Below are 21,320 nucleotides of genomic sequence, written 5' to 3' on the forward strand. Positions count from 1 at the left end.
CTAACGCCCCCAGCCGAGCAGACTATTCTGGCTCCAAATTACGCAGACTATTAAGCTTCGCAATGTCCCTATCAATAATTTTCAAAGCACAATCTTTACAATAGTTCGCCCACCCCATGCCAACTCTTACCTTGAGCCGAACATCGCCCTTATTAACCCGATGCGCCTTATTAGCTTGACAGTTATGAGAATGGAGAGCCACGTCAACTCGCACAGTCTCTAATAATGACTTAGTTGCCACCGTAGACCTCCTTCCACGCAGAATTCACAATCTCATCGAAGTTCGCATCAATAGTATCAAGCTCCGCCTGGGAAAATTCGCTTCGATTACCAGAGTCCTTTCCAATTGACGAGTTTACCGCTTTATCAATAGCTGCCTTTAAGATAATTAGGTTCTGCCTGCCCAAGCGCTTCTTGTCCAGTTCACGCCCGCCGGGATTGATACCGTGACGGCTTAAAATTCTGGCAGACTCTGTGCGGATCCGCATATCCAGGCTGGCACGCATAGCTTGTCGACGTGCAACTTTTGTCGTAGCGACTGGCTGCAGCACCTCCGAAGCTGGATTGAACGAATCAGGAATTATTCCACGCTCTTTCAAAAGCCTGATTGCTGCACCTTCATCGTCGGCAAGAAGCTGCAATTCTTCGAGATGAACCTCTGATTGAGCTTTCACCTCTAGGATTTCACCGTCATCTATAACTGGCGTATATTCTCTGTTGCCTCCGCCTTTACCAGGGTCTATATATTCCAACGGAAGTAGTTGATCAAAGTATTCCTGATCGGCAGAGCTATACTGCTGGAAGTCCGACCATTGCCTCGCAATATTTGCTCCGGCATGAAAGACAACAGTACCCTGATTGAGTGGCGATGCTGGAGCATTTTGCTCGATTACTCGCATCACCCGCCCAACGAACTGCACAAAGGGCGACAAATTTGAAAAAATACTAAATACTGCGGCCACCGACAAATATGGATGATCAAAACCCTCACCCAACTTACGCACTTGAACAATCACATCCAGTTCGTGATTCTCAAGGCGCGCCATCACTCGATTGTTTGCAGGTGCTTCTTGGCGAGAATGCACATAATCTGCATTTAGACCACGCTCTCGATAAGCCTCAACCACTTGCCTACAATGCTCAAAATTCAATGCCGAAGCGATTATTTTCAATCTCTTGTCACCGGTTTCAGAGCGAAGCCTATAAAGTTCATGAATAGACGCATCTGCAATAGTCGCAAGGGTTTCTGCAGAAGTTACGATACTCCGCCGAAAATCAGCTTCTTCTTCACCGAGCCTCTTAACTTCCTCCAGGGAAACTTCTATTTCCTCTGTTTCTCCACGGCGAACGTAGCGAAGCGATTGTGGATTCAACTGAACAGCTTTTAAGCGTTTTACAAAGCCTGACTGGATGGCTTTAGAGATTGGGAATGAATAAAGGATTCTTCCGGCCATCATTTGGCCGTCCGCCCTTAACGGTGTTGCACTAAAATTCACGATCTTTGCATCAGGAAACTTAGTCTTGAGTGTTTCCCAAGTAGCAGCAACGCTATGATGCCCTTCATCGAAAATTATCAAATCGAAAAAATTATTCGGCAGCGTCTGAAGCCATCGATTATGCTCGCGTTGTAACTGTTGAATATTAGTTATTACAACATCAGCTTCTTCGAGGTCCGATCGATTGGTAGTTGTACCTCTAATTTCTACCGGTTCTGGATAAGGCGGCCGCGTTAATACTTTGCACTTCTGGTAAAACATCCTTGGGTTGCTGGGATTGAAATCCTGTTCAAGCTGGTCCGCAATCGAGAGCCCCGGAGCTACCACCAATGTACGTTTCGACTTGAAAGCAAATGGTGTTAGTGTAATTGTTCCAGACTTTCCACATCCAACTGGAAGGACAATTCCCACCTCCCTTTCGCCCTCCGTAGCGTCTTCAGAATAAGCAAGCAGTGCTTCATAGGACTCCCGTTGTGGCACCCGGATTAAATTATTTCCGGTAATGCTGGGGGTCAAAGTTTGGAACATGCTAGTCATATTTCTAATCCCTGAATGGCGTTTATAGAAACTTCAAATTTACCAAGAAGAACCTCGATAGTAGCGAATGGCTACTCATTTTCCAATTGGGGGGCTTTGTTCGCTCAAAATTGCACAGATCTGAAAATTGGCGCCTGAAAAACACTTATCCCCCTCCCGCCGACGGGCTCTGCATTCCTTTTTTGTGCAATGCCAGGTGGTAGTGCAAACCATGCCCCCGCCCAGGCCCGCTGCGGGGTCTGTCGGGTGTTTGGTGATTGCACGGTGTGCAAGGCTTTGTGAAGAAGTGCAGCGGCCTTGCGCGGTGGTATGCGGCTCTGGCGAATTGGGCGGGGAGGGGAGACGCCCGGTTTACAAGGTCGGCAGTTGCGAAAAGCTGCGGAAGGTTGGGTTTTCGTTTTTGGTTTCGTTCGCGCCAGATGCGCATGAGTCACCGGCCAGCTTGTTATCAAAACAGCTGTGAGGCCCAGCCGGCGGGGCTATCTGATGTTCTGCGGCATTGCACAGCATCTCCATGAGCGTGCTGATTTTCAGGGCTGATATAGACGACGTGAAAAAGTACCTGGACTGATGATTCAGGAGCGTTTTTCAGATGAGGGCTGGGAAAAAGGTAATTTTGGTAATCGATGGGTCAAAACGGGCTGGAGCCCTTATAAAACGTGGCTTTCAGACATTACCTTGGAGGGTAATTTTAGGTAATAAGAAAGGTAATATTCTGTTCAAGCCCTTATTTTGCTGGGGTTTTGGGCTGTTAGGTATTACTCGGACTGAAGGTAATTTTCTAACCTTTTACTTACCTTTTTATTACCTATTGAAAGGTCATCCAAGTGCCTGATTTCATTTGGGTTTCTCTGGTTTCTGGCGCCGCATTACCAAAATTACCTTTTTCCCAGGGCTCAACATAAATCGGGGGGAATGGCATTTTTGGCCTCTCGCAGCATCCTGGCTTACAAACCCATGGGACTGCCATGGGACTGGCGAGCCTCGATTTTCACGAAAGCAATCGGACTGCAGCCCTTGTAAACCGGGCACTTGCATAATAGAAGTAACTTTGCGGGTAGTTTCGAATCTCTCCTTCATCGCCACATTCTACAAACACAAACCCCTGACTTTCCTAAAGAAAGTCGGGGGTTTGTGGTTTTTGGCGTCTGAAAAATGGCCCGATGGAGCGGGTAGGGGGAAGTTGTGTTGGGTTGACCCCGGGGCAGCCTGTAGCAGGCTCTGGTGCGCGCTCATTCGGCAAGCCACGCACCAGCTACGCCTGAAGAGTTACCACTGGCCACTTATGAGGCAGCCGACGATTTCCCAACCGCTGTATTCCCACCAGGAATATCGGCTATCGGAGCAGCTTCTGGCCAGGCTGGCCATCTGGATTTCGCCCGCTGCTTTTTGGGTTCCGAAAGGGGTGTCAGTAGAAGCTGTCACCTGATTGACGGTCTGCGGAGCCTTGATCGGGGTCGGATGTACGGAAGCGTTCGCGACAGTTGCGGTGAAAGCGATCGTCGCGGATACGGCCAGAGCAGTTATGGACTTTTTCATGTTCGAATCCTTTCAGTCATCTGACAAGCGGCTTATACCTGAGCCTGACCTGCCTTTATCACTAGCCTGAACAGATCGGGCGCGCGCATGGTGTGACGCCAGGAAAGCCTAGCACCGCGTTATTTCCCGCACAGTCGCTCAACGGCACTATTGACAAAGATATAAAAAACTGGGTTTTTCAGATGGTGGCGGCAGGTGAAGTAATGAAGAGCTTGAGCACATGCTTCCTGGCTGGTCTTTAAAGCTTTAATGCCAACTGTAGTAACCCGACGACAACCGGCCCATTTTCAGCCTTTACGTGCGTTCGGGAGGTGGAGCGATCCATCGTCGCCCATGGCGTGCAGCCACTCGTCGGCGCCTGTCTGTTTTGAACGGCGGGTCGGCAAATGACTGTCTAGTCTGAATTGCCGTGACGAGCAGTATTTTCCAGGCAATCAGGAGCTTGCCGGTACTGGTCGGTTGTTGGAGGGAGCTGGGTATGAGGAGTCTTGCTTATATTGAAGACAACGGGGATGAGTTCCCAATCAACAACTTGGTGCGTTGCGGTCAGGCTGCATTCGAAGCAGAGGCTGAATCTTCTGGCACAGTTGTCAGCAAGAGAAAGGCGGCGGTGCCTGTGGCCAGCAACAAGATGTTTTTCCCCAGGGCGTTGCCGAAGAGAAGGTAACGCAGGGTGCAGACAGCCTCGCTTTATGCGGGGCTTTTTATTGCCTGGAGGTTTTTCAGGGGAAAGATTGGCGAGGTCCCATTGTTCGCCAGGGAGCTTTTTGGGCTATTTATTAAGATGTTTTCTGTGTGTTTCGGAATTTTCTTATCTCAATTTGTTATAAGTAGCGATATGTTCCTTATCCCGACTCAAACGGGGCTGCGCATCCAGCGATGATGCTTTTTATATGTAGCGTGATAAGGAAATAAACGTGAAAGCCATTTTCAAACTCCTCGCACTGTCCGCTCTTGTTGCCACCGCTGCAGGTTGCACCAGCTACAACATCAGCCAGCCATCTTCGCCAATCGACAGTCAGGTCAAGGCTGACCTGAAGGCGGATGTAGTAGTGGGCGAAGCGATTTCCGGTCAGTCGTCGGTCAACATCCTGTTTGGTTTCCTGAAGTTCGGTGGCGATAGCCAGTTTGCCGACGGTGTGGCTTACGGTGGTGACGGCAGTGGTGCACTGGGCGGCCTGGGCTTTGATCCGGTTAGTGCGGTCAAGTCCGCCGCGGCGTTCAAGGCAGTCAAATCTTCGGGCGCTGACCTGATCGTTGCTCCGCGTTATGAAGTGAGTGAAGAAAACTACTTTGTCTTCAAGAAAGTCTCGGTCACGGTCAAAGGCAATAAAGGCAGCATCCGCAGCATTCGTTGAGTGCAACTGCGTTCGAGCCTCTGTGGCGGGGATCGGGGCGTTGCACTGGTAACGCTCCAAGGCGTTGCCTGCCAGCGGCCCGGTCTGAACATTTTCGGTAAGGTGAGCTGAAGATGCCTCGGGATGGGTGAAGCTCAAGGTCTGTTGGTGTTGCTCCCACTGACAGGCTCTTTTCACATAATCTTCACATCTGCCTGAGTAGGCTCGAACCATCCGTTAAAAGCAGCATCCCTAGCCCGTTCCCCAGCGGGCTTTTTTTTGCGCGGGGATAAAACTCTTTTAAAATCAGCTGTCCAAGGCACCTGGGAGCAACCCGGGTGCGGCCGCGATAGCTCGAATTGGCCAGCGTGGCACTGGGCTTTCTTGTCAGTCCGACAGTCTTTCTTTGAGGTTCAAGTCATGCGTTTAACTCTACCTGCCCTGGTTGTGGGACTTCTGCTGGCTCAAGGCGCTATGGCCGGCGATGGCACTGCGGCCATTGGTGGCGGGCTTGGCGGCGCGTTGGGCAATGTGGTCGGGCAGAAGCTCGGTGGCAGTACCGGTGCGGCAATCGGCGCGGGTGTCGCCGGTGCGGCAGGCAGTGCGGCCGGGGCGCGCAAAGGCAGCCGGGCCAAGGCGGCCATCGGTGGTGGCCTGGGTTCGGCCGGTGGCTCGCTGATCGGTAATCGCCTGGGCGGTAGCACCGGCTCGACCGTCGGTGCCGGTATCGGCGGCGCGGCCGGTGGCGCCCTGGGTAGCAGCATGGGTCACAAGAAGCGTCACTGATTCTGCCTTGCCTGAAGAAAACCCGGCCCTGCGCCGGGTTTTTTGTGTGGCTTGCCCCAGGCTTCGCCATACTCAAGGCTCTGAGTCCCGATGTTCAAGGAGACGATCATGCCCCGCGAGACGCCAGGCCAGGCACAGCCCGCTTCCGACGAGCCGGAGGTGATCAACGACCCCGGGAATGAAGACCCCGGTTCATTGCAGGACGATGCACGCGTACCTCTGCAAGAGGCGCCGGAAGGCGACAAGAGCCCGCCTGGTGCAGCCGACCAAGGTCCGCAGCAACCGCCGTCCAGCCCCCTCGGTTGCTTCCGACCCAAGCCCGCCGCTATGCTGCTGAATCCTTTAATTGGTGAATTGCCAAGAAGAACTGGCCGTACCTGAGCCGCTCCCTGGAATGTACTTTTGCTAACGGATCAGATGCGATGAATGCACAGTTGAATGATTTGGGGCCGATCAAGGCCGTCATTTTCGACATGGACGGCTTGCTCCTGGACACCGAGGGCATCTACACCGAGATCACCCAGTTGATCGCCGAGCGTTATGGCCGCACCTACGATTGGACCATCAAGCAGAACATCATCGGCCGGGGAGCCGGCGACCTGGCGCGCTATGTGGTCCAGGCCCTGGACCTGCCCATCAGCGCCGAAGAGTTCCTGGTGATGCGCGAACCGTTGATGCGTGAGCGCTTTCCCCGCGCCCAGGCCATGCCCGGGGCCCAAGAGCTGGTGCGGCACTTGAAGGAACACCGGATCCCCATTGCCGTGGGCACCAGTTCGTCGCAGATGTCGTTCGGCGAGAAAACCACCCGCCATGGCGACTGGTTCGCGCTGTTCGACACCATCGTCACCGCCGACGATCCGGAAGTGACGGCGGCCAAGCCGGCGCCGGATATCTTCCTCACGGCTGCCCGTCGCCTGGGGGTGGCCCCGGCCGAGTGTCTGGTGTTCGAGGATTCGCCGTTTGGCGTGACCGCGGCCAGGGCCGCTGGCATGAGCGTGATCGCAGTGCCCGATCCGGCCATGGCCGATAGCAAGTTTGCCCATGCCCACGGGATCATCCGTTCCCTCAAAGGCTTTCAGCCGGCTGCCTGCGGCTTGCCCCACCTGCACTGGGACTGATGGCTGAGCGGCAGCAAACCGCCGTTTTAAAGGCACTGAAAAACGGGCCGCCGGTCGCCGGCGGCCCGTTTTTTTGTGGGGTATCAGGCGCCGAAGCCACCGTCGATGGTCAGGCTGGCGCCGGTGATATAGCCCGCTTCGGCGCTGGCCAGGTAGGCGACGAAACCGGCGACCTCTTCGGCATGGCCATAGCGACGGATAGCCATCAGGTCCATCAGGCTCGCGGCGAAGTCACTGTCCGCCGGGTTCATGTCGGTGTCCACCGGGCCGGGCTGGACGTTGTTGATGGTGATGCCCCGTGGGCCAAGGTCCCGGGCCAGGCCCTTGGTCAGGCCCACCAGTGCGGCCTTGCTCATGGCGTAGGGGCCGCCACCGGCGAAGGGCATGCGGTCGGCGTTGGTGCTGCCGATGTTGATGATGCGGCCACCTTCGCCCATGTGTCGTGCGGCTTCCTGGGTGGCGATGAATACGCTGCGCACGTTGATGGCCAGGGTCCGGTCGAAGTCCTCCAGCTTGAACTCGTCCAATGGCGCAATGGCCAGCACCCCGGCGTTGTTGACCAGGATATCGAGTCGACCAAAGGCCTTGACGCTGTCGTTCACTGCGCGGCGGATGGCCTCGGCGTCGGCGCTGTCGGCGTGGATCGCCAGGGCCTTGCCACCCTTGGCGATGATGCTGTCCTGCAGGGCCTGGGCCTTGCTCGCCGAACTGACGTAGGTAAAGGCGACGCTGGCGCCTTCTGCCGCCAAGCGCTCGACAATGGCTGCGCCAATGCCACGGGAACCGCCTTGGATCAAGGCTACTTTGCCGCTGAGGTCAAATGTGCTCATGTGCTTCTCCAGAGATTCAAGGCCGGGTGCCTTGTGCTTGGAGCGAGTATCGGCCGCGGATTAGCCTCTGTGTAGCCGGTAATTTCTATACTCTGTGTAAACCAGAAGTTTAGAGTGGCCTCTATGGAAGCCTTTAGCAGTATCGAATGTTTTGTCCGCAGCGCTGAAGTCGGCAGCTTTGCCGAGGCGGCGCGGCGGCTCGGCCTGACCCCGGCGGCGGTGGGCAAGAGCGTGGCCAAGCTGGAAACCCGGGTTGGTGTGCGCCTGTTCCAGCGCAGCACCCGACGCCTGACCCTGACCGAGGCCGGCCGCCTGTTTCTCGCGGAAGTCGCCGACAGCCTGCAGACCATCCAGAACGCGGTCAGCACCCTGGCCGATGCCCAGGGGCGCCCGGCGGGGACGCTCAAGGTCAGCATGGGCACGGTGTTCGGCGGGCTGTACATAGTGCCGATGCTCGGCGCCTTTTTGCGCCGCTACCCGGATATTCATCCCGACTGGCATTTCGACAACCGCCAGGTGGACCTGATCGGCCAAGGTTTCGATGCGGCCATTGGCGGCGGTTTCGAATTGCCCCAGGGAGTGGTCGCCCGGCGGCTGTCGCCGGCTCACCGGGTGCTGGTGGCAAGCGCCGATTACCTGCGGGGGCGGGCACCGATCAACGGGCCCGAAGACCTGCGGCATTGCCGGGGGATTCTTATCCGCTCCCCCCAGACCGGGCGCATCCGCACCTGGCAGATGACCGGTCGGGGAGGGCTGATGTGCCCGCTGGAGCTCAAGGCCAGCATGACCATGAGCGATTCCGAGGCCGCCTGCATCGCCGCGGCCCAAGGGCTGGGCCTGGCCTTGGTGAGCATGCCGTTTGCCGTCAATTACCTGCGTTCCGGGGCCTTGCAGCGGGTGTTGCAGGACTGGTACGTGGACGATGGCTTTACCTCGATCTACTACGCCGAGCACAAGATGCTCCCGGGCAAGACGCGGGCCTTCGTCGACTTCGTCATCGAGCAGTTCGCCGAGCAAGGCCTGGCTCAGGCCTTCAGCGCCTTGTAGGAGCCGGCCTGGCGACGACTCTATGTACCGCCGGCCTCAGCGCCCCGCCCGCAAGGGCCAGCCCAGCACTCGCTTGGGCCGGGGCGTGGCATAGGTGCGTACCTTGGAGGTGGATAGCCCCAGACGCACCAAGGACTCGGCAATGGTCACTGCTGCCGTTACTCCGTCCACCACCGGCACCCCGGTGCGCAAGCGAATCTGTTCATCCAGGCCGGCCATGCCCCCGCAGCCCAGGCAGATGACTTCGGCCTTGTCCTCGGTCACCGCCCGTTCGGCCTGGCGCACGATGGCTTCCACGGCGCGCAGCGGGTCTTCCTCCAGCTCCAGTACCGCCAGGCCGCTGGCCCGCACCGAGGCGCAGCGGTCATAAAGGCCGGAGAGCTTGAGCCGGTCTTCGATCAGCGGCACGGTGCGGTCCAGGGTGGTGACCACCGAGTAGGCGTGGCCAAGGAACATGGCAGTGCTGGCGGCGGCGTCGGTGATGTCCACCACTGGCACGTTCAGCAGTTCCTGCAAGCCTTCGCGGCCGTGCTCGCCGTAGCCGGCCTGGATCACCGCGTCATAGGGCTGGTCGTAGGCCAGCACCCGGTCCATTACGGCGATGGCCGCCAGGTAGCTTTCGAAGTTGCCTTCCACCGATTCGGCACCGAAGTAGGGAGTCAGGCCGATGATCTCGGTACCCGGCGCTGCCACGCTTTGTGCCTGGTGGGCGATGGCCTGGGTGATGGAGTCGGTGGTGTTGACGTTGACCACGAGAATTCGCATGAGGGTTCCTTGCAGGTTGGGCAGTTCAGGCCCGGCGCGCCGGGCCGGGCAGGTTCAATGGCTGACGTTGTCCACGGCGATGCTTTCGCCGCTGACGTCCGCGTAGCCGGGCTGGCGCTTGGCGATGATCAGGTAGAGCATCCCGGCGATGCCGGCTCCGATCAGCCAGGAGAATGGCGAGACGCTGGCAAAACCCGGCACCAGGGCCAGCACGATGGCGATCAGCGCCGCGGGAATAAAGGCCGCCACTGCCCGCAGGTTGACCCCGCGGCTGTAGAAATAGGCGCCTTGCGGGTCTTCGCTATAGAGCTGCGGCACGTTGACCTGGGCTTTGCGCAGGATCCAGTAGTCCACCATGATCACCCCGTACAGCGGGCCGAGCAGGGCGCCCAGGCCGGAGAGGAAATACACGATCACCAGCGGGCTGTTGTACAGGTTCCACGGCAGGATCAGCACCGCCAGCGCCGCGCTGATCAGCCCGGCGCGGCGGAAGGTCAGGTACTTGGGCGCCAGGTTGCTGAGGACGAAGGCCGGGGCGACGAAGTTGGCCATGATGTTCACCGCCACGGTCACGATCAGAAAGGCCAGGCAGCCCAGGACCAGGAACAGTGTGTTGGGGATCGAGGCGATGATCTCCGTGGGGCTTTCGATGACCCGGCCATTGATCTGGAACTGCGCGCCGCACAGCAGCACGGTGATGGTGGCGAACACCAGGATGTTCACCGGCAGGCCCCAGAAGTTGCCGACCTTGATGGTCTTGCGGCACGGCGAGGAGCGGGCAAAGTCGCAGAAGTTGAGGATCAGGGTGCCGTAGATTGCCAGCCACAGGGCGCCGCCGGCGAAGATCTGCCGCCACATTTCGCTGCCGGTCAGAGGTTCGCGGATCGACCAGGCGATCTGCCCGTCGGCCTGGGTGTACATCCAGGCGGCCAGGCAGGCCACGGTCAGCAGGATGATCGGCCCGGCGAAGGCTTCGTAGCGCCGGATCATTTCCATGCCATAGGCGAGGATCGCCAGTTGCACCAGCCAGATCACCAGGAAGCAGGCCCAGCCCAGGGTCGAGAGGCCGAGGATCGAGTTGTGGTCGTAATCGGCGAAGCCCGGATGGATGGCCGTGAGCAGCACGCGAAACACCACCGAGGCCAGGTAGGTCTGGATGCCGAACCAGGCGATGGCGATCACCGCCCGGATGAGTGCCGGAATCTGCGCGCCATGGATGCCGAAGCTGATGCGGCTGATCACCGGGAACGGCACCCCGGTCTTCTGCCCCATGTAGCCGGACAGGTTCATGAAGAAATACACCAGCGCCGCGCCTATCCCCAGGGACAGCAGAATCTGCCAGCCGCCCAGGCCCAGGGCGTAGAGGCCGATGGCGAAGGAGTAGTTGGCGATGTTGTGCACATCGTTGGTCCACAAGGCGAAGATGCTGTAGCCACCCCAGCGCCGGCCTTCGACCTTGGTCGGTGCCAGGTCGCGGTTGTGCAGGCGTGGGCTGAGCGCGATGGGGGCCGCATCGGCGACCGGTTGTTGGACGTTGTGCGAATGCAGCGAGGAGGGCAGATCCAGTGCGATGTTGTTGGAAGGGCTGGTACGCATTCCGGCATGCTCCTGACTCCGGCCCTGGATGACTGTGCTTGAGCGAGGGGGCTCGACAATCTTCGTCACAGGGTAAGGAATCACTGGGTTCGGGGCATCTGCAGCTTGAGTCGTGGGTCAGGCGTGCGGACGGTTAGTGTATGTATGTTTTGGTTTTTTTGTATACAAAACATAAATCAACTAAAGCCACTTCTGTGCCAATTTCACGACTATGAAATTGGCTGCTGATTTCGTTTTGTTATGGGTTATTCCTAACCTTCTGAAAAGACGAGATTAAAAATTGACCGTTTGAACAGGTATTTATTTTTCGCCAGGCACGGCTTGGCGCCCAATGGATATCGGCGCAGGAAAGGCTTGTAACCTTTTGGGGCGGGGAATCTTTGAAGTGCACACAAAAATGGCACCGACGGTGACATTCTTGTGTACAGGTTTTGCTGCGGGTTGGCTTTCAGTGCGGGCGTCCTTCAGGCGCGCCCGCAGGGAAGGTGTCAGGCTTTGCTGATAATGTTGCCGGCGTGCAAGCCACATTCTTTCTGGGTAGCTTCCTCCCACCACCAGCGGCCTTCGCGCTCGTGCTGGTTGGGCAGTACCGGGCGGGTGCAGGGCTCGCAGCCGATGCTGATGAAGCCGCGTTCATGCAGGCTGTTGTAGGGCAGTTCGAGCATGCGGATGTAACCCCAGATCTCCTCGCTGCTCATTTGTGCCAGTGGGTTGAACTTGTACAGGGTGCGCTCCGGCGTGGAGAAGGCTGTGTCGACTTCCAGCACTGCCACCTGGCTGCGGGTACCCGGGCTCTGATCACGGCGCTGGCCGGTGGCCCAGGCGCTGACGGTGGACAGCTTGCGCCGCAGCGGTTCGATCTTGCGGATACCGCAGCACTCGCCATGGCCGTCCTTATAGAAGCTGAACAGGCCCTTTTCCTTGACGAAGGGTTCGAGCTTGCTGTGGTCCGGCGAGATCAGCTCGATCTGGATCTTGTAGTGTTCACGCACCTGATCGATGAAACGGTAGGTTTCCGGGTGCAGGCGGCCGGTATCCAGGCTGAACACCTTGACGTTCTTGTTCAGCTTCCAGGCCATGTCCACCAGCACCACATCCTCGGCACCGCTGAAGGAAATCCACAGGTCATCGCCGAACTGGGCAAAGGCCAGTTTGAGAATGTCCTGGGCGGATTTGTTGGCATAGGTCGCGGCGAGTTCAGCGACGTCGAACGATGGGGTCATCAGGGCGGTTTCCTACAGGTCGGTGGCGCTGTGCGCTCTATAGGGGGGCGATCTTAACAAAATCCACACCGCCCTGGCGCGCTCCTCTGCGTTGCGCCTGTGCAGGCGAATCGCTAGAGTTCGGCAGTCCTTTTGCTCGCTCAATTTAAATAATCAGAACCAATGGGAGTGTCTTGTGGAAATTGCCTGTCTCGATCTGGAAGGTGTACTGGTCCCGGAAATCTGGATCGCCTTTGCCGAAAAAACCGGGATTGAATCCCTCAAGGCAACCACCCGGGATATTCCCGACTACGACGTGCTAATGAAACAGCGCCTGCGGATTCTCGACGAACACGGCCTGAAGCTTTCGGATATCCAGGAAGTGATCGCCACCCTCAAGCCACTGGACGGCGCGGTGGAATTCGTCAACTGGCTGCGCGAGCGCTTCCAAGTGGTGATCCTTTCCGACACCTTCTATGAATTTTCCCAGCCCCTGATGCGCCAGCTGGGCTTTCCGACCCTGCTTTGCCACCGCCTGATCACCGATGACGGCGGCCGGGTGACCGGCTATCAGTTGCGCCAGAAAGACCCCAAGCGCCAGTCGGTGCTGGCCTTCAAGAGCCTGTACTACCGGGTGATTGCGGCGGGGGATTCCTACAACGACACGACGATGCTCGGTGAGGCGGATGCCGGCATCCTGTTCCACGCCCCGGACAACGTGATCCGCGAGTTCCCGCAGTTCCCGGCGGTGCACAGCTTTGCCGAGCTGAAGCAGGAGTTCATCAAGGCTTCCAATCGTCCCCTGAGCCTGTAAACCGGTTCGCCGGCGAAGAGACCCTTGGATTTTTCACAAATCCTGCCGACGCCTTCGCTGGCAAGCCAGCCCCTACGGGTGGGAGAACGACGCGCTCTTGTAGGAGCCGGCTTGCCGGCGAAGGGGCCCCTGGATTTTGCGCAAATCCTGCAGACGCCTTCGCTGGCAAGCCAGCTCCTACGGGTGGGAGAACGGCGCGCGCTTGTAGGAGCCGGCTTGCCGGCGAAGAGGCCTTTGGATTTTGCGCAAATCCTGCCGACGCCTTCGCTGGCAAGCCAGCTCTTACGGGGGGAGAACGACGCGCTCTTGTAGGAGCCGGCTTGCCGGCGAAGAGGCCCTAAAGCCCCTGCAATGTCTCCAGCAGCACCCGCACCTTGGTGATGGATTCCTGGTATTCCTCCTGCCAGTCGGAATCCGCGACTATTCCGCCGCCGCCCCAGCAACAGATCTGCCCATCCTTGGCCAGCAGGCTGCGGATGGCGATCGAACTGTCCATTTCTCCGCGCACGTCCAGGTACAGCAGCGAACCGCAGTACAGCGCACGCCGCGTGGGTTCCAGCTCATCGATGATCTGCATCGAGCGGATCTTCGGCGCGCCGGTGATCGAGCCACCGGGAAAGCTGCCGGCGATCAGGTCCAGGGCGTCCTTGCCGTCCGCCAGCTCGCCAGTGACGCTGCTCACCAGGTGGTGCACGTTGGGGTAGCTTTCCAGGCTGAACAGCTCCGGTACCCGTACCGAGCCTATGCGGCAGGTGCGCCCCAGGTCGTTGCGCAGCAGGTCGACGATCATCAGGTTTTCCGCCCGGTCCTTGGGGCTGGCCAGCAGCTCGGCGGCATTGGCCGCGTCTTGCGCGGCATCCCGGCCGCGGGGGCGTGTGCCTTTGATCGGGCGGGTTTCCACCCGGCCCTGGGTGACGTGGACAAAGCGCTCCGGCGACAGGCTCAGCACCGCACCGCCTTCCGGCAGCCGCTGGAAACCCGAGAACGGGGTCGGGCAGGCGGCGCGCAGGGCGCAATAGGCCGCCCAGGGATCCCCCTGGTACTGGCCGCGAAAGCGTTGGGCGAAGTTCACCTGGTAGCAGTCGCCGGCCTGGATGTAGTGCTGGATGCGCTGGAACGCCTGGCGGTAGTCCTCGGCGCTCAGATCAGCCAGCATGGCGCCGGTCAGCTTGAATGCCGGCTGCGACGCGGGCAGCGGCTGGCTGAACAGTTGAATCAGGCGCTGGCGCTCGGTGGCATCCAGGCTGGGGTGGAACACCAGCTGGCTGGTGCCTGCCTGGTGGTCGTTGATCAGCGCCCAGGCATACAGGCCAAAGCGTGCGTCGGGCAGTTGCAGGTCATCCCGGGCCTGGCTTGGCAGGCGCTCCAGATGGCGGCCGAAGTCATAGCTGAGGTAGCCGATCAGGCCGCCGGCGAAGGGCAGTTCATAAGGAGCGGGTAGTTGCGCCGGGCCCAGTTGCCCCAGGTTGTCCCGCAGGCGCTGGAGAAAGCCCCTGCCGCTTTCTGCGGCTGCCACGGTCAACTGCGCCAGGGGCCAGGCGCTGAGCAGGTCATAGCGCCCGCGCTCGGCGCTGGGCCGGCCGCTGTCCAGCAGCACGGCGCCGGGGGCGTGCTCGATTGCCGCGAAATACTCGGCGGGGTTGGTGCGGTAGGGGAGCGGGTGTACGGAACAGGTCAACATGCGGGGCAAATCAGCCATCGGAGCGCGGTTGGCGATTGTATGCCTCTGCAGGAGTTGCTCCTAGAGGGGATGTCGGTGTTTGCCCGGTTCGTGGCGTATTCACCGACCTGTAGCTGCTGCCGCAGGCTGCGAAAAGGTCCGCAGGACCTTCCGTTCGCACCCTGCGGCAGGCGCTATCAGCCTTCCACGGCAGGTATATGGCCAAACAGTTCCTGGGCGAAGCGTACCCGCTCCTCGACGCTTTCCTCGATGCCCTGGGCCTTGAGCTCCTCAAGGTGGGCTTCGATGGCGTGGGTGCGCTGGGTCAGGCCGCAGTCGTTGGCGATCTGGATGTTCAGCCCCGGCCGCGCGTTGAGTTCGAGAATCAGCGGGCCCTTGTCCTGGTCCAGCACCATGTCCACGCCGATGTAGCCCAGGCCGCAGAGTTCGTAGCAGCCGGCCGCCAGCTTCATGAAACCGTCCCAGTAGGGCAGTTGCACGCCGTCCACCGCGTTGGTGGTGTCCGGGTGCTTGGTGATGATGTTGTTCAGCCAGGTACCGCGCAGGGTCAGGCCGGTGGCCAGGTCGACCCCGACGCCGATGGCGCCCTGGTGCAGGTTGGCCTTGCCCCCGGACTGGCGGGTCGGCAGGCGCAGCATGGCCATCACCGGGTAGCCCATGAGCACGATGATGCGGATGTCCGGCACGCCTTCATAGCTGATGCTCTTGAAGATCTGGTCCGGGGTCACCCGGTACTCGATCAGCGCCCGGTCGCGGTGGCCGCCCAGAGAATACAGGCCGGTGAGGATGCTGGAGATATGGTGCTCGATCTCTTCGTGGCTGATGATCTTGCCGGACACCGTGCGATAGCGGCCCTCGAAGCGGTCGGCGATCACAATGATCCCGTCACCTCCGGCGCCCTGGGCCGGCTTGATCACGAAGTCGTTGCGCCCTTTGAGGATCTCGCCGAGCTTGTCGATTTCCTTCTCGGTGGAGATCACCCCGTACAGTTCCGGCACATGGATACCGGCCTTGATCGCCCGTTCCTTGGTGATGATCTTGTCATCGACGATGGGGTACAGGCTGCGCTTGTTGTACTTGAGCACGTAGTCGGCATTACGCCGGTTGATGCCCATGATTCCCCGCGCTTCGAGGGCTTTCCAGGTCTTCCACAGGCCGAACATCAGGAGTCGGCCCTGACGAAGGCTTTGAAACGCACCAGCTCCGTCAGGCGGTAGCCGCGGTAGCGACCCATCGCCAGCATGAAGCCCACCAGGATCAGCAGCATCGCCGGGAAGGTAAAGACGAAGTAGGTGAGTTCCGGCACGCTCATGATCAGGTGCGCCAGGGAGGCGGCGAACAGGGTGCCGATGGCGACTTTCATCGCATGGCCGCCGCCGCGCTCTTCCCAGGTGATGGACAGGCGTTCGATGGTCATGGTCAGGATCACCATCGGGAACAACGCCACCGACAGGCCGCGTTCCAGGCCCAGCTTGTGGCTGAACAGGCTGATGGCGGCGATCAGCACCACGACGAAGGTCAGTACCACCGAGAGTCGCGGCAGCATCTGCAACTTCAAGTGTTCGAGGTAGGAGCGCAAGGACAGCCCGAGCGCGGTGATCACCGTGAACAGCGCGATGCCAAAGCCCAACTGGGTCTCGCGGAAGGCCAGGGCGATCAGCACCGGGGTGAAGGTGCCGAGGGTCTGCAGGCCGATCAGGTTGCGCAGCACCAGGATCACCAGCACGCCGATGGGGATCATCACCATGATCATGAAGGTCTGCTGGGTCTGCAGCGGCAGGCCGTACAGCGAGTATTCGAGGAAGTTGGCGTCGGTGTTCTCGTCGGTCAGCTTGGCCAGGCGAATGGCGTTCATTTCGCTGTTGTTGAGGCTGAAGGTGACGTTGGCTTTCTTGCCGCCATCGACGGTGATCAGGTTGTCGTCGCCGGTCCACCACAGCAGGCGGTCGCTGGGCATGCCCTGCTCACCGGTTTCCGGGTTGAAGTACAGCCAGTCGGTGCCGTTGAAGCTGCGCAGCCAAAGCTCCGGGGTCTGCGGCTGGTCGGCCACCAGGCGGATGGTGTGGACCTTTTCCACCGGCACGTGGGCGATGGACAGCAGCAGCTCGACAATCTTCGCCTTGTTGGTGCTGGACGGATCGCCGGCCAGCAGCAGCTTGGCGTTGTCGTCATTGGCGTTGTTGACCCGCTTGATGGCTTCGCTGATGAAGGTCTCGACGTCCGCCGAATGCTGGCGGATCGGCGCCAGCAGGGCGTCGGCGGCGATCTTTTCCGGGCCTTCCACGGCCATGCTGTCACGGAAGGTCGGGCCCTTGACCTTGGCTTTCTCGGCGCTGTAGCGCTTGGTCAGCACCAGGCGGTAGTACAGGGTCTGGTTGCCCTTGGCCCGGCGCGCCGACCAGGTGACCTTGCGGTTGCCGTCGACGCGGTTAACCGCCACCCCGTAGTTGTTGGAAATGAAGCTCTCGTTGAGGCTCACGTAATCGCGGCTCAGGGGCGGCACGAACATCTGGATCTTGATCGGGTCCTTGCCGTTGGCGACGAACTCGACCTTGGCATCGATGTTCCACAGATCGTCGGTAGCGTCTTCGGTCACCGGAATGCCGAGCACGAAGATCTGATAGGCCGTGATCGAAATGCCCAGCACCACCAGGATGGCGATCAGGACTTTCAGATGAAGGGTAAGAGAGCGCATTGGAATTACTCTGCGGTATGAGCGTCGGTGGCGCAGGCGGGTTTGCCAGCAGCGTATTTAAGACTGGGGTCGACCAGCGCATCGAAGCGTTTCAGGGCTTCGGAGCCGATCAGGAGCGGGTATTGGAATGCGCTGCGGTCGGTCAAGTTCACTTCGATGCTGCGCAAGGCGCTGCCCATGCAGACATCCAGGGCGATGACCGGCCGTGCGGTGTAGTTCTTGTCCTCATCGGGGTCGTAGTCGCCGGCACGGCGCTTGATCTTGCTGACCCGGGCCAGAGGCCGTTCGATGGGATGGGAATGGGCGGCGTCGATCGCCAGGTAGAAACGCACCCAGGACTCGCCATTGCGCTTGAAGCGCTTGATGTCGCGGGCACTCAGGGAAGCGGTCTTGGCCCCGGTGTCGAGCTTGGCCGCGACCTCCAGGTCGATGCCGGACAGCCGAGCGTATTCATTCAAGCCGTAGACAGTCTTGCCGGCGGCGGCGCTGATGCCGGGCAGGGCAAGCAGGCAGAGCAGTAGGGGAAGGGCCTTGAGTCTCATAGATCCTGATGGGCATGGGTTCTTCAGTTCAAGGCGACCGGCATTGCTGCGCAAGCTCCCTCGTATGCGTGCCATAAAAAGATGACAGGCCAATGCGGGCGGCATTCTAGCATGCTGGTTTTATGGCGCCAGCGCCGGGGGCGGGCCTTTTGTCTTGCCCTGGCGCTTAGGGTTATTAGACGATTGTCGACAATCTCTATTTTTCCTTTGACTGTTTTCGGTGTATTGGCTAATTTTTGCCTCATTGATTTTAAAGGTGTCGACAATATGCTGGATCAACTCGAACACCCGATGCAGGCACAGGAAGATTCTGAAACCCTGTCCGAAAACGTCTTCCGGCGGATCCAGGCGGCCATCGTCAAGGGCGAGATCGCCCCGGGCAGCAAGATCTCCGAGCCTGAGCTGGCGCGCACCTACGGCATCAGTCGCGGCCCGCTGCGCGAGGCCATCCACCGCCTGGAAGGTCAGCGCCTGCTGGTGCGGGTGCCCCATGTCGGCGCCCGGGTGGTGTCCCTGAGCCATGCCGAGCTGATCGAACTCTACGAAATCCGTGAGTCCCTGGAAGGCATGGCCTGTCGCTTGGCGGCCGAGCGCATGACCACCGAGGAAATCGACGAACTGCGCCGGGTGCTCGATACCCACGAACGCGATGCGGCGTTCCAGGCCGGCGTCGGCTACTACCAGCAGGAAGGGGACTTCGACTTCCACTACCGGATCATCCAGGGCGCCGGCAACCGCACCCTCACGCAGATGCTCTGCGGCGAGCTGTATCAACTGGTGCGCATGTACCGCATCCAGTTTTCCGCGACCCCCAACCGCCCGCACCAGGCCTTTGCCGAACACCACCGGATTCTCGATGCCATTGCCGATCGCGACGGCGAACTGGCCGAGTTGTTGATGCGCCGCCACATCGGCGCCTCGAAACGCAATATCGCGCGTCACTACCAGGACAGCGCCCATCAGACAGCCACTCCACGAGGTGAGTCATGAGTTCCAACAAGAGCACTCCAGGCCAGCGTTTCCGCGATGCGGTCGCCAGCGAACAGCCGTTGCAAGTGGTCGGCGCGATCAACGCCAACCATGCCCTGCTGGCCAAGCGCGCCGGTTTCAAGGCCATCTACCTGTCGGGCGGCGGGGTCGCTGCCGGCTCCCTCGGCGTGCCTGACCTGGGCATTACCGGTCTGGACGACGTTCTCACTGATGTGCGTCGTATCACCGACGTCTGCGACCTGCCGCTGCTGGTGGACGTGGACACCGGTTTCGGTTCGTCGGCCTTCAACGTGGCGCGCACCGTCAAGTCGATGATCAAGTTTGGCGCCGCGGCGATCCATATCGAAGACCAGGTCGGCGCCAAGCGCTGCGGTCACCGCCCTAACAAGGAGATCGTTTCCCAGCAGGAAATGGTCGACCGCATCAAGGCCGCGGTGGATGCCCGTACCGACGACAGCTTCGTGATCATGGCGCGCACCGACGCCCTGGCGGTGGAAGGCCTGGAGTCGGCCCTCGAACGCGCCGCGGCGTGCATCGAGGCCGGCGCCGACATGGTGTTCCCGGAAGCCATCACCGAGCTCGAGATGTACAAGATCTTCGCCGATCGGGTGAAAGCCCCGATCCTGGCCAACATCACCGAATTCGGCGCCACACCGCTGTACACCACCGAACAGTTGAAATCCGTGGATGTTTCCCTGGTGCTGTACCCGCTGTCGGCGTTCCGTGCCATGAACAAGGCCGCAGAAAACGTCTACACCGCGATCCGTCGCGACGGTACCCAGCAAAATGTGATCGACACCATGCAGACCCGCATGGAACTGTACGAGCGCATCGATTACCACAGCTTCGAGCAGAAGCTCGATGCGCTGTTCGCGCAGAAGAAAGGCTGAATCAATCCCTGTGGGAACGAGCTAGCTCGCGATGGCCGTCAGCGATAACGCACAGCCCCTGATTCGCTGGGGCGCGCGGGCCCGGATCGCGAGCAAGCTCGCTCCTGCACTGTCGGGGGAGCCCCGACCCGTGAAGTTGCCAAGTCCCTAACAAATTCAAGATTGGAGAGAGCAATGGCCGAAGCAAAAGTATTGAGTGGTGCAGGTCTGCGCGGCCAGGTGGCCGGGCAAACCGCGCTGTCCACCGTGGGCCAGGCCGGTGCCGGGTTGACCTACCGCGGCTATGACGTGCGCGAACTGGCGGCCGATGCGCAGTTCGAGGAAGTCGCCTACCTGTTGCTGTACGGCGACCTGCCGACCCAGGAACAACTGGCCGCCTACAGCGCCAAGCTGAGCAAGCTGCGCGACCTGCCACAGGCGCTGAAGGAAGTGCTGGAGCGCATACCGGCCCAGGCCCATCCGATGGATGTGATGCGTACCGGTTGCTCGTTCCTGGGCAATATCGAGCCGGAGAAGGATTTCTCCCAGCAGCACGACGTCACCGACCGCCTGCTGGCGGCCTTCCCGGCGATCATGTGCTACTGGTACCGCTTCAGCCACGAAGGCGTGCGCATCAATTGCGTCAGCGACGAGCAGACCATCGGTGGCCACTTCCTGCACCTGCTGCATGGCAAGAAGCCCAGTGACTTGCACGTCAAGGTGATGAACGTCTCGCTGATCCTCTATGCCGAGCACGAATTCAATGCCTCCACCTTCACCGCCCGGGTCTGTGCCTCGACCCTGTCGGACCTCTATTCCTGTGTCACCGCGGCCATCGGTTCGCTGCGCGGCCCGCTGCACGGCGGCGCCAACGAAGCGGCCATGGAGCTGATCGAGCGCTTCCAGAGCCCCGAGGAGGCGACTGCCGAGTTGCTGCGGATGCTCGAGCGCAAGGACAAGATCATGGGCTTTGGCCATGCGATCTACAAAGACAGCGACCCGCGCAACGAGGTGATCAAGGGCTGGTCGCAGAAGCTGGCTGACGAAGTCGGTGACAAGGTGCTGTTCCCGGTGTCCGAAGCCATCGACAAGACCATGTGGGAGCAGAAGAAACTCTTCCCCAATGCCGATTTCTACCACGCCTCGGCGTACCACTTCATGGGCATCCCGACCAAGCTGTTCACACCGATCTTCGTCTGCTCGCGCCTGACCGGCTGGGCCGCCCACGTGTTCGAGCAGCGTGCCAACAACCGCATCATTCGTCCAAGCGCCGAGTACATCGGCGTTGAACAGCGCAAGTTCGTGCCAATCGAGCGCCGCTGACCGGGAGGGCGCCGGTACTGTTGATTGAATGCACCGCAGCACCTGCAGGAGCGAGCTTGCTCGCGATAGCGATGGACCAGCCGACAGCGATGTCGGACCTGATTCAGTCATCGCGAGCAAGCTCGCTCCTACAGGGGATAGATGCCCATTCAA

At 59.8% G+C, this 21,320-nt stretch carries 18 protein-coding genes; 8 read left to right on the top strand and 10 right to left on the bottom strand.

The window, feature by feature from the left end:
* Positions 1-230: 230 nt before the first annotated feature.
* Entirely contained in the window at positions 231-2,033 is a 1,803-nt protein-coding gene (locus tag AC07R1_RS30385) for a DEAD/DEAH box helicase (protein WP_495111244.1), read from the bottom strand.
* A 1,269-nt stretch (positions 2,034-3,302) separates the two neighbouring features.
* Positions 3,303-3,572 (bottom strand): hypothetical protein, encoded by a 270-nt coding sequence (locus tag AC07R1_RS30390; protein WP_019093267.1) that lies wholly within the window; start codon positions 3,570-3,572, stop codon positions 3,303-3,305.
* 917 nt (positions 3,573-4,489) lie between these two features.
* Between AC07R1_RS30390 and AC07R1_RS30395 the strand changes: the two genes are divergently transcribed.
* The 3 genes from AC07R1_RS30395 (at position 4,490) to AC07R1_RS30405 (ending at position 6,813) form a co-directional block, all read left to right on the top strand.
* Complete coding sequence (locus AC07R1_RS30395; protein WP_342403339.1) at positions 4,490-4,930, top strand: hypothetical protein; 441 nt, start codon at positions 4,490-4,492, stop codon at positions 4,928-4,930.
* A gap of 399 nt (positions 4,931-5,329) precedes the next feature.
* Positions 5,330-5,695: a glycine zipper domain-containing protein gene (locus AC07R1_RS30400; protein ID WP_015634733.1), complete on the top strand. Its 366-nt coding sequence runs from the start codon at positions 5,330-5,332 to the stop codon at positions 5,693-5,695.
* Between the two features lie 422 nt (positions 5,696-6,117).
* A complete protein-coding gene (locus tag AC07R1_RS30405; RefSeq protein ID WP_011060169.1) occupies positions 6,118-6,813 on the top strand; it encodes an HAD-IA family hydrolase in 696 nt (231 codons plus the stop codon).
* A gap of 83 nt (positions 6,814-6,896) precedes the next feature.
* Here the strand turns inward: AC07R1_RS30405 and AC07R1_RS30410 are convergent, their stop codons facing one another.
* A complete protein-coding gene (locus AC07R1_RS30410) occupies positions 6,897-7,643 on the bottom strand; it encodes a 3-oxoacyl-ACP reductase family protein (RefSeq protein WP_019093270.1) in 747 nt (248 codons plus the stop codon).
* A gap of 123 nt (positions 7,644-7,766) precedes the next feature.
* Between AC07R1_RS30410 and AC07R1_RS30415 the strand changes: the two genes are divergently transcribed.
* The gene (locus tag AC07R1_RS30415) at positions 7,767-8,690 is read left to right on the top strand and encodes a LysR family transcriptional regulator (protein WP_495111245.1); all 924 of its coding nucleotides are present in this window, start codon (positions 7,767-7,769) and stop codon (positions 8,688-8,690) included.
* Between the two features lie 36 nt (positions 8,691-8,726).
* On the opposite strand, the gene AC07R1_RS30420 is transcribed toward AC07R1_RS30415, so the two are convergent.
* From AC07R1_RS30420 to AC07R1_RS30430, 3 genes are all read right to left on the bottom strand, one after another.
* Entirely contained in the window at positions 8,727-9,455 is a 729-nt protein-coding gene (locus AC07R1_RS30420) for an aspartate/glutamate racemase family protein (protein ID WP_015634735.1), read from the bottom strand.
* Between the two features lie 54 nt (positions 9,456-9,509).
* Positions 9,510-11,051, bottom strand: a complete 1,542-nt coding sequence (locus AC07R1_RS30425) for an NCS1 family nucleobase:cation symporter-1 (RefSeq protein WP_019093272.1) — start codon at positions 11,049-11,051, stop codon at positions 9,510-9,512.
* Positions 11,052-11,539: 488 nt separating this feature from the next.
* On the bottom strand, positions 11,540-12,274 hold the full coding sequence (locus tag AC07R1_RS30430) for a phosphoadenylyl-sulfate reductase (RefSeq protein WP_011060174.1): 735 nt from the start codon (positions 12,272-12,274) through the stop codon (positions 11,540-11,542).
* Between the two features lie 175 nt (positions 12,275-12,449).
* Between AC07R1_RS30430 and thrH the strand changes: the two genes are divergently transcribed.
* Complete coding sequence (gene thrH, locus AC07R1_RS30435; RefSeq protein WP_011060175.1) at positions 12,450-13,067, top strand: bifunctional phosphoserine phosphatase/homoserine phosphotransferase ThrH; 618 nt, start codon at positions 12,450-12,452, stop codon at positions 13,065-13,067.
* 337 nt (positions 13,068-13,404) lie between these two features.
* On the opposite strand, the gene pabB is transcribed toward thrH, so the two are convergent.
* The 4 genes from pabB to rloA all read right to left on the bottom strand — a co-directional run bounded on the left by pabB (position 13,405) and on the right by rloA (position 17,985).
* Positions 13,405-14,748: an aminodeoxychorismate synthase component I gene (gene pabB, locus AC07R1_RS30440; protein ID WP_262213529.1), complete on the bottom strand. Its 1,344-nt coding sequence runs from the start codon at positions 14,746-14,748 to the stop codon at positions 13,405-13,407.
* 176 nt (positions 14,749-14,924) lie between these two features.
* Positions 14,925-15,911: an alpha-L-glutamate ligase-like protein gene (locus tag AC07R1_RS30445; protein WP_015634740.1), complete on the bottom strand. Its 987-nt coding sequence runs from the start codon at positions 15,909-15,911 to the stop codon at positions 14,925-14,927.
* Complete coding sequence (gene rloB / locus AC07R1_RS30450) at positions 15,911-17,443, bottom strand: osmotic stress tolerance membrane protein RloB (RefSeq protein ID WP_495111246.1); 1,533 nt, start codon at positions 17,441-17,443, stop codon at positions 15,911-15,913. The genes AC07R1_RS30445 and rloB overlap by 1 nt, the downstream gene beginning before the upstream one ends.
* Before the next feature lie 5 nt (positions 17,444-17,448).
* A complete protein-coding gene (rloA, locus tag AC07R1_RS30455) occupies positions 17,449-17,985 on the bottom strand; it encodes a retropepsin-like aspartic peptidase RloA (protein WP_011060179.1) in 537 nt (178 codons plus the stop codon).
* 267 nt (positions 17,986-18,252) lie between these two features.
* Here rloA and AC07R1_RS30460 point away from each other — a divergent pair, with 267 nt between their 5' ends.
* The 3 genes from AC07R1_RS30460 to prpC all read left to right on the top strand — a co-directional run bounded on the left by AC07R1_RS30460 (position 18,253) and on the right by prpC (position 21,167).
* Positions 18,253-18,975, top strand: a complete 723-nt coding sequence (locus tag AC07R1_RS30460; protein ID WP_495111247.1) for a GntR family transcriptional regulator — start codon at positions 18,253-18,255, stop codon at positions 18,973-18,975.
* A complete protein-coding gene (prpB, locus tag AC07R1_RS30465; RefSeq protein WP_011060181.1) occupies positions 18,972-19,865 on the top strand; it encodes a methylisocitrate lyase in 894 nt (297 codons plus the stop codon). Before AC07R1_RS30460 ends, prpB begins: the two co-directional genes overlap by 4 nt.
* A gap of 174 nt (positions 19,866-20,039) precedes the next feature.
* A complete protein-coding gene (gene prpC, locus AC07R1_RS30470) occupies positions 20,040-21,167 on the top strand; it encodes a bifunctional 2-methylcitrate synthase/citrate synthase (RefSeq protein ID WP_011060182.1) in 1,128 nt (375 codons plus the stop codon).
* Positions 21,168-21,320 lie beyond the last annotated feature (153 nt).

Source organism: Pseudomonas sp. GW821-FHT07F01, from assembly GCF_059418825.1.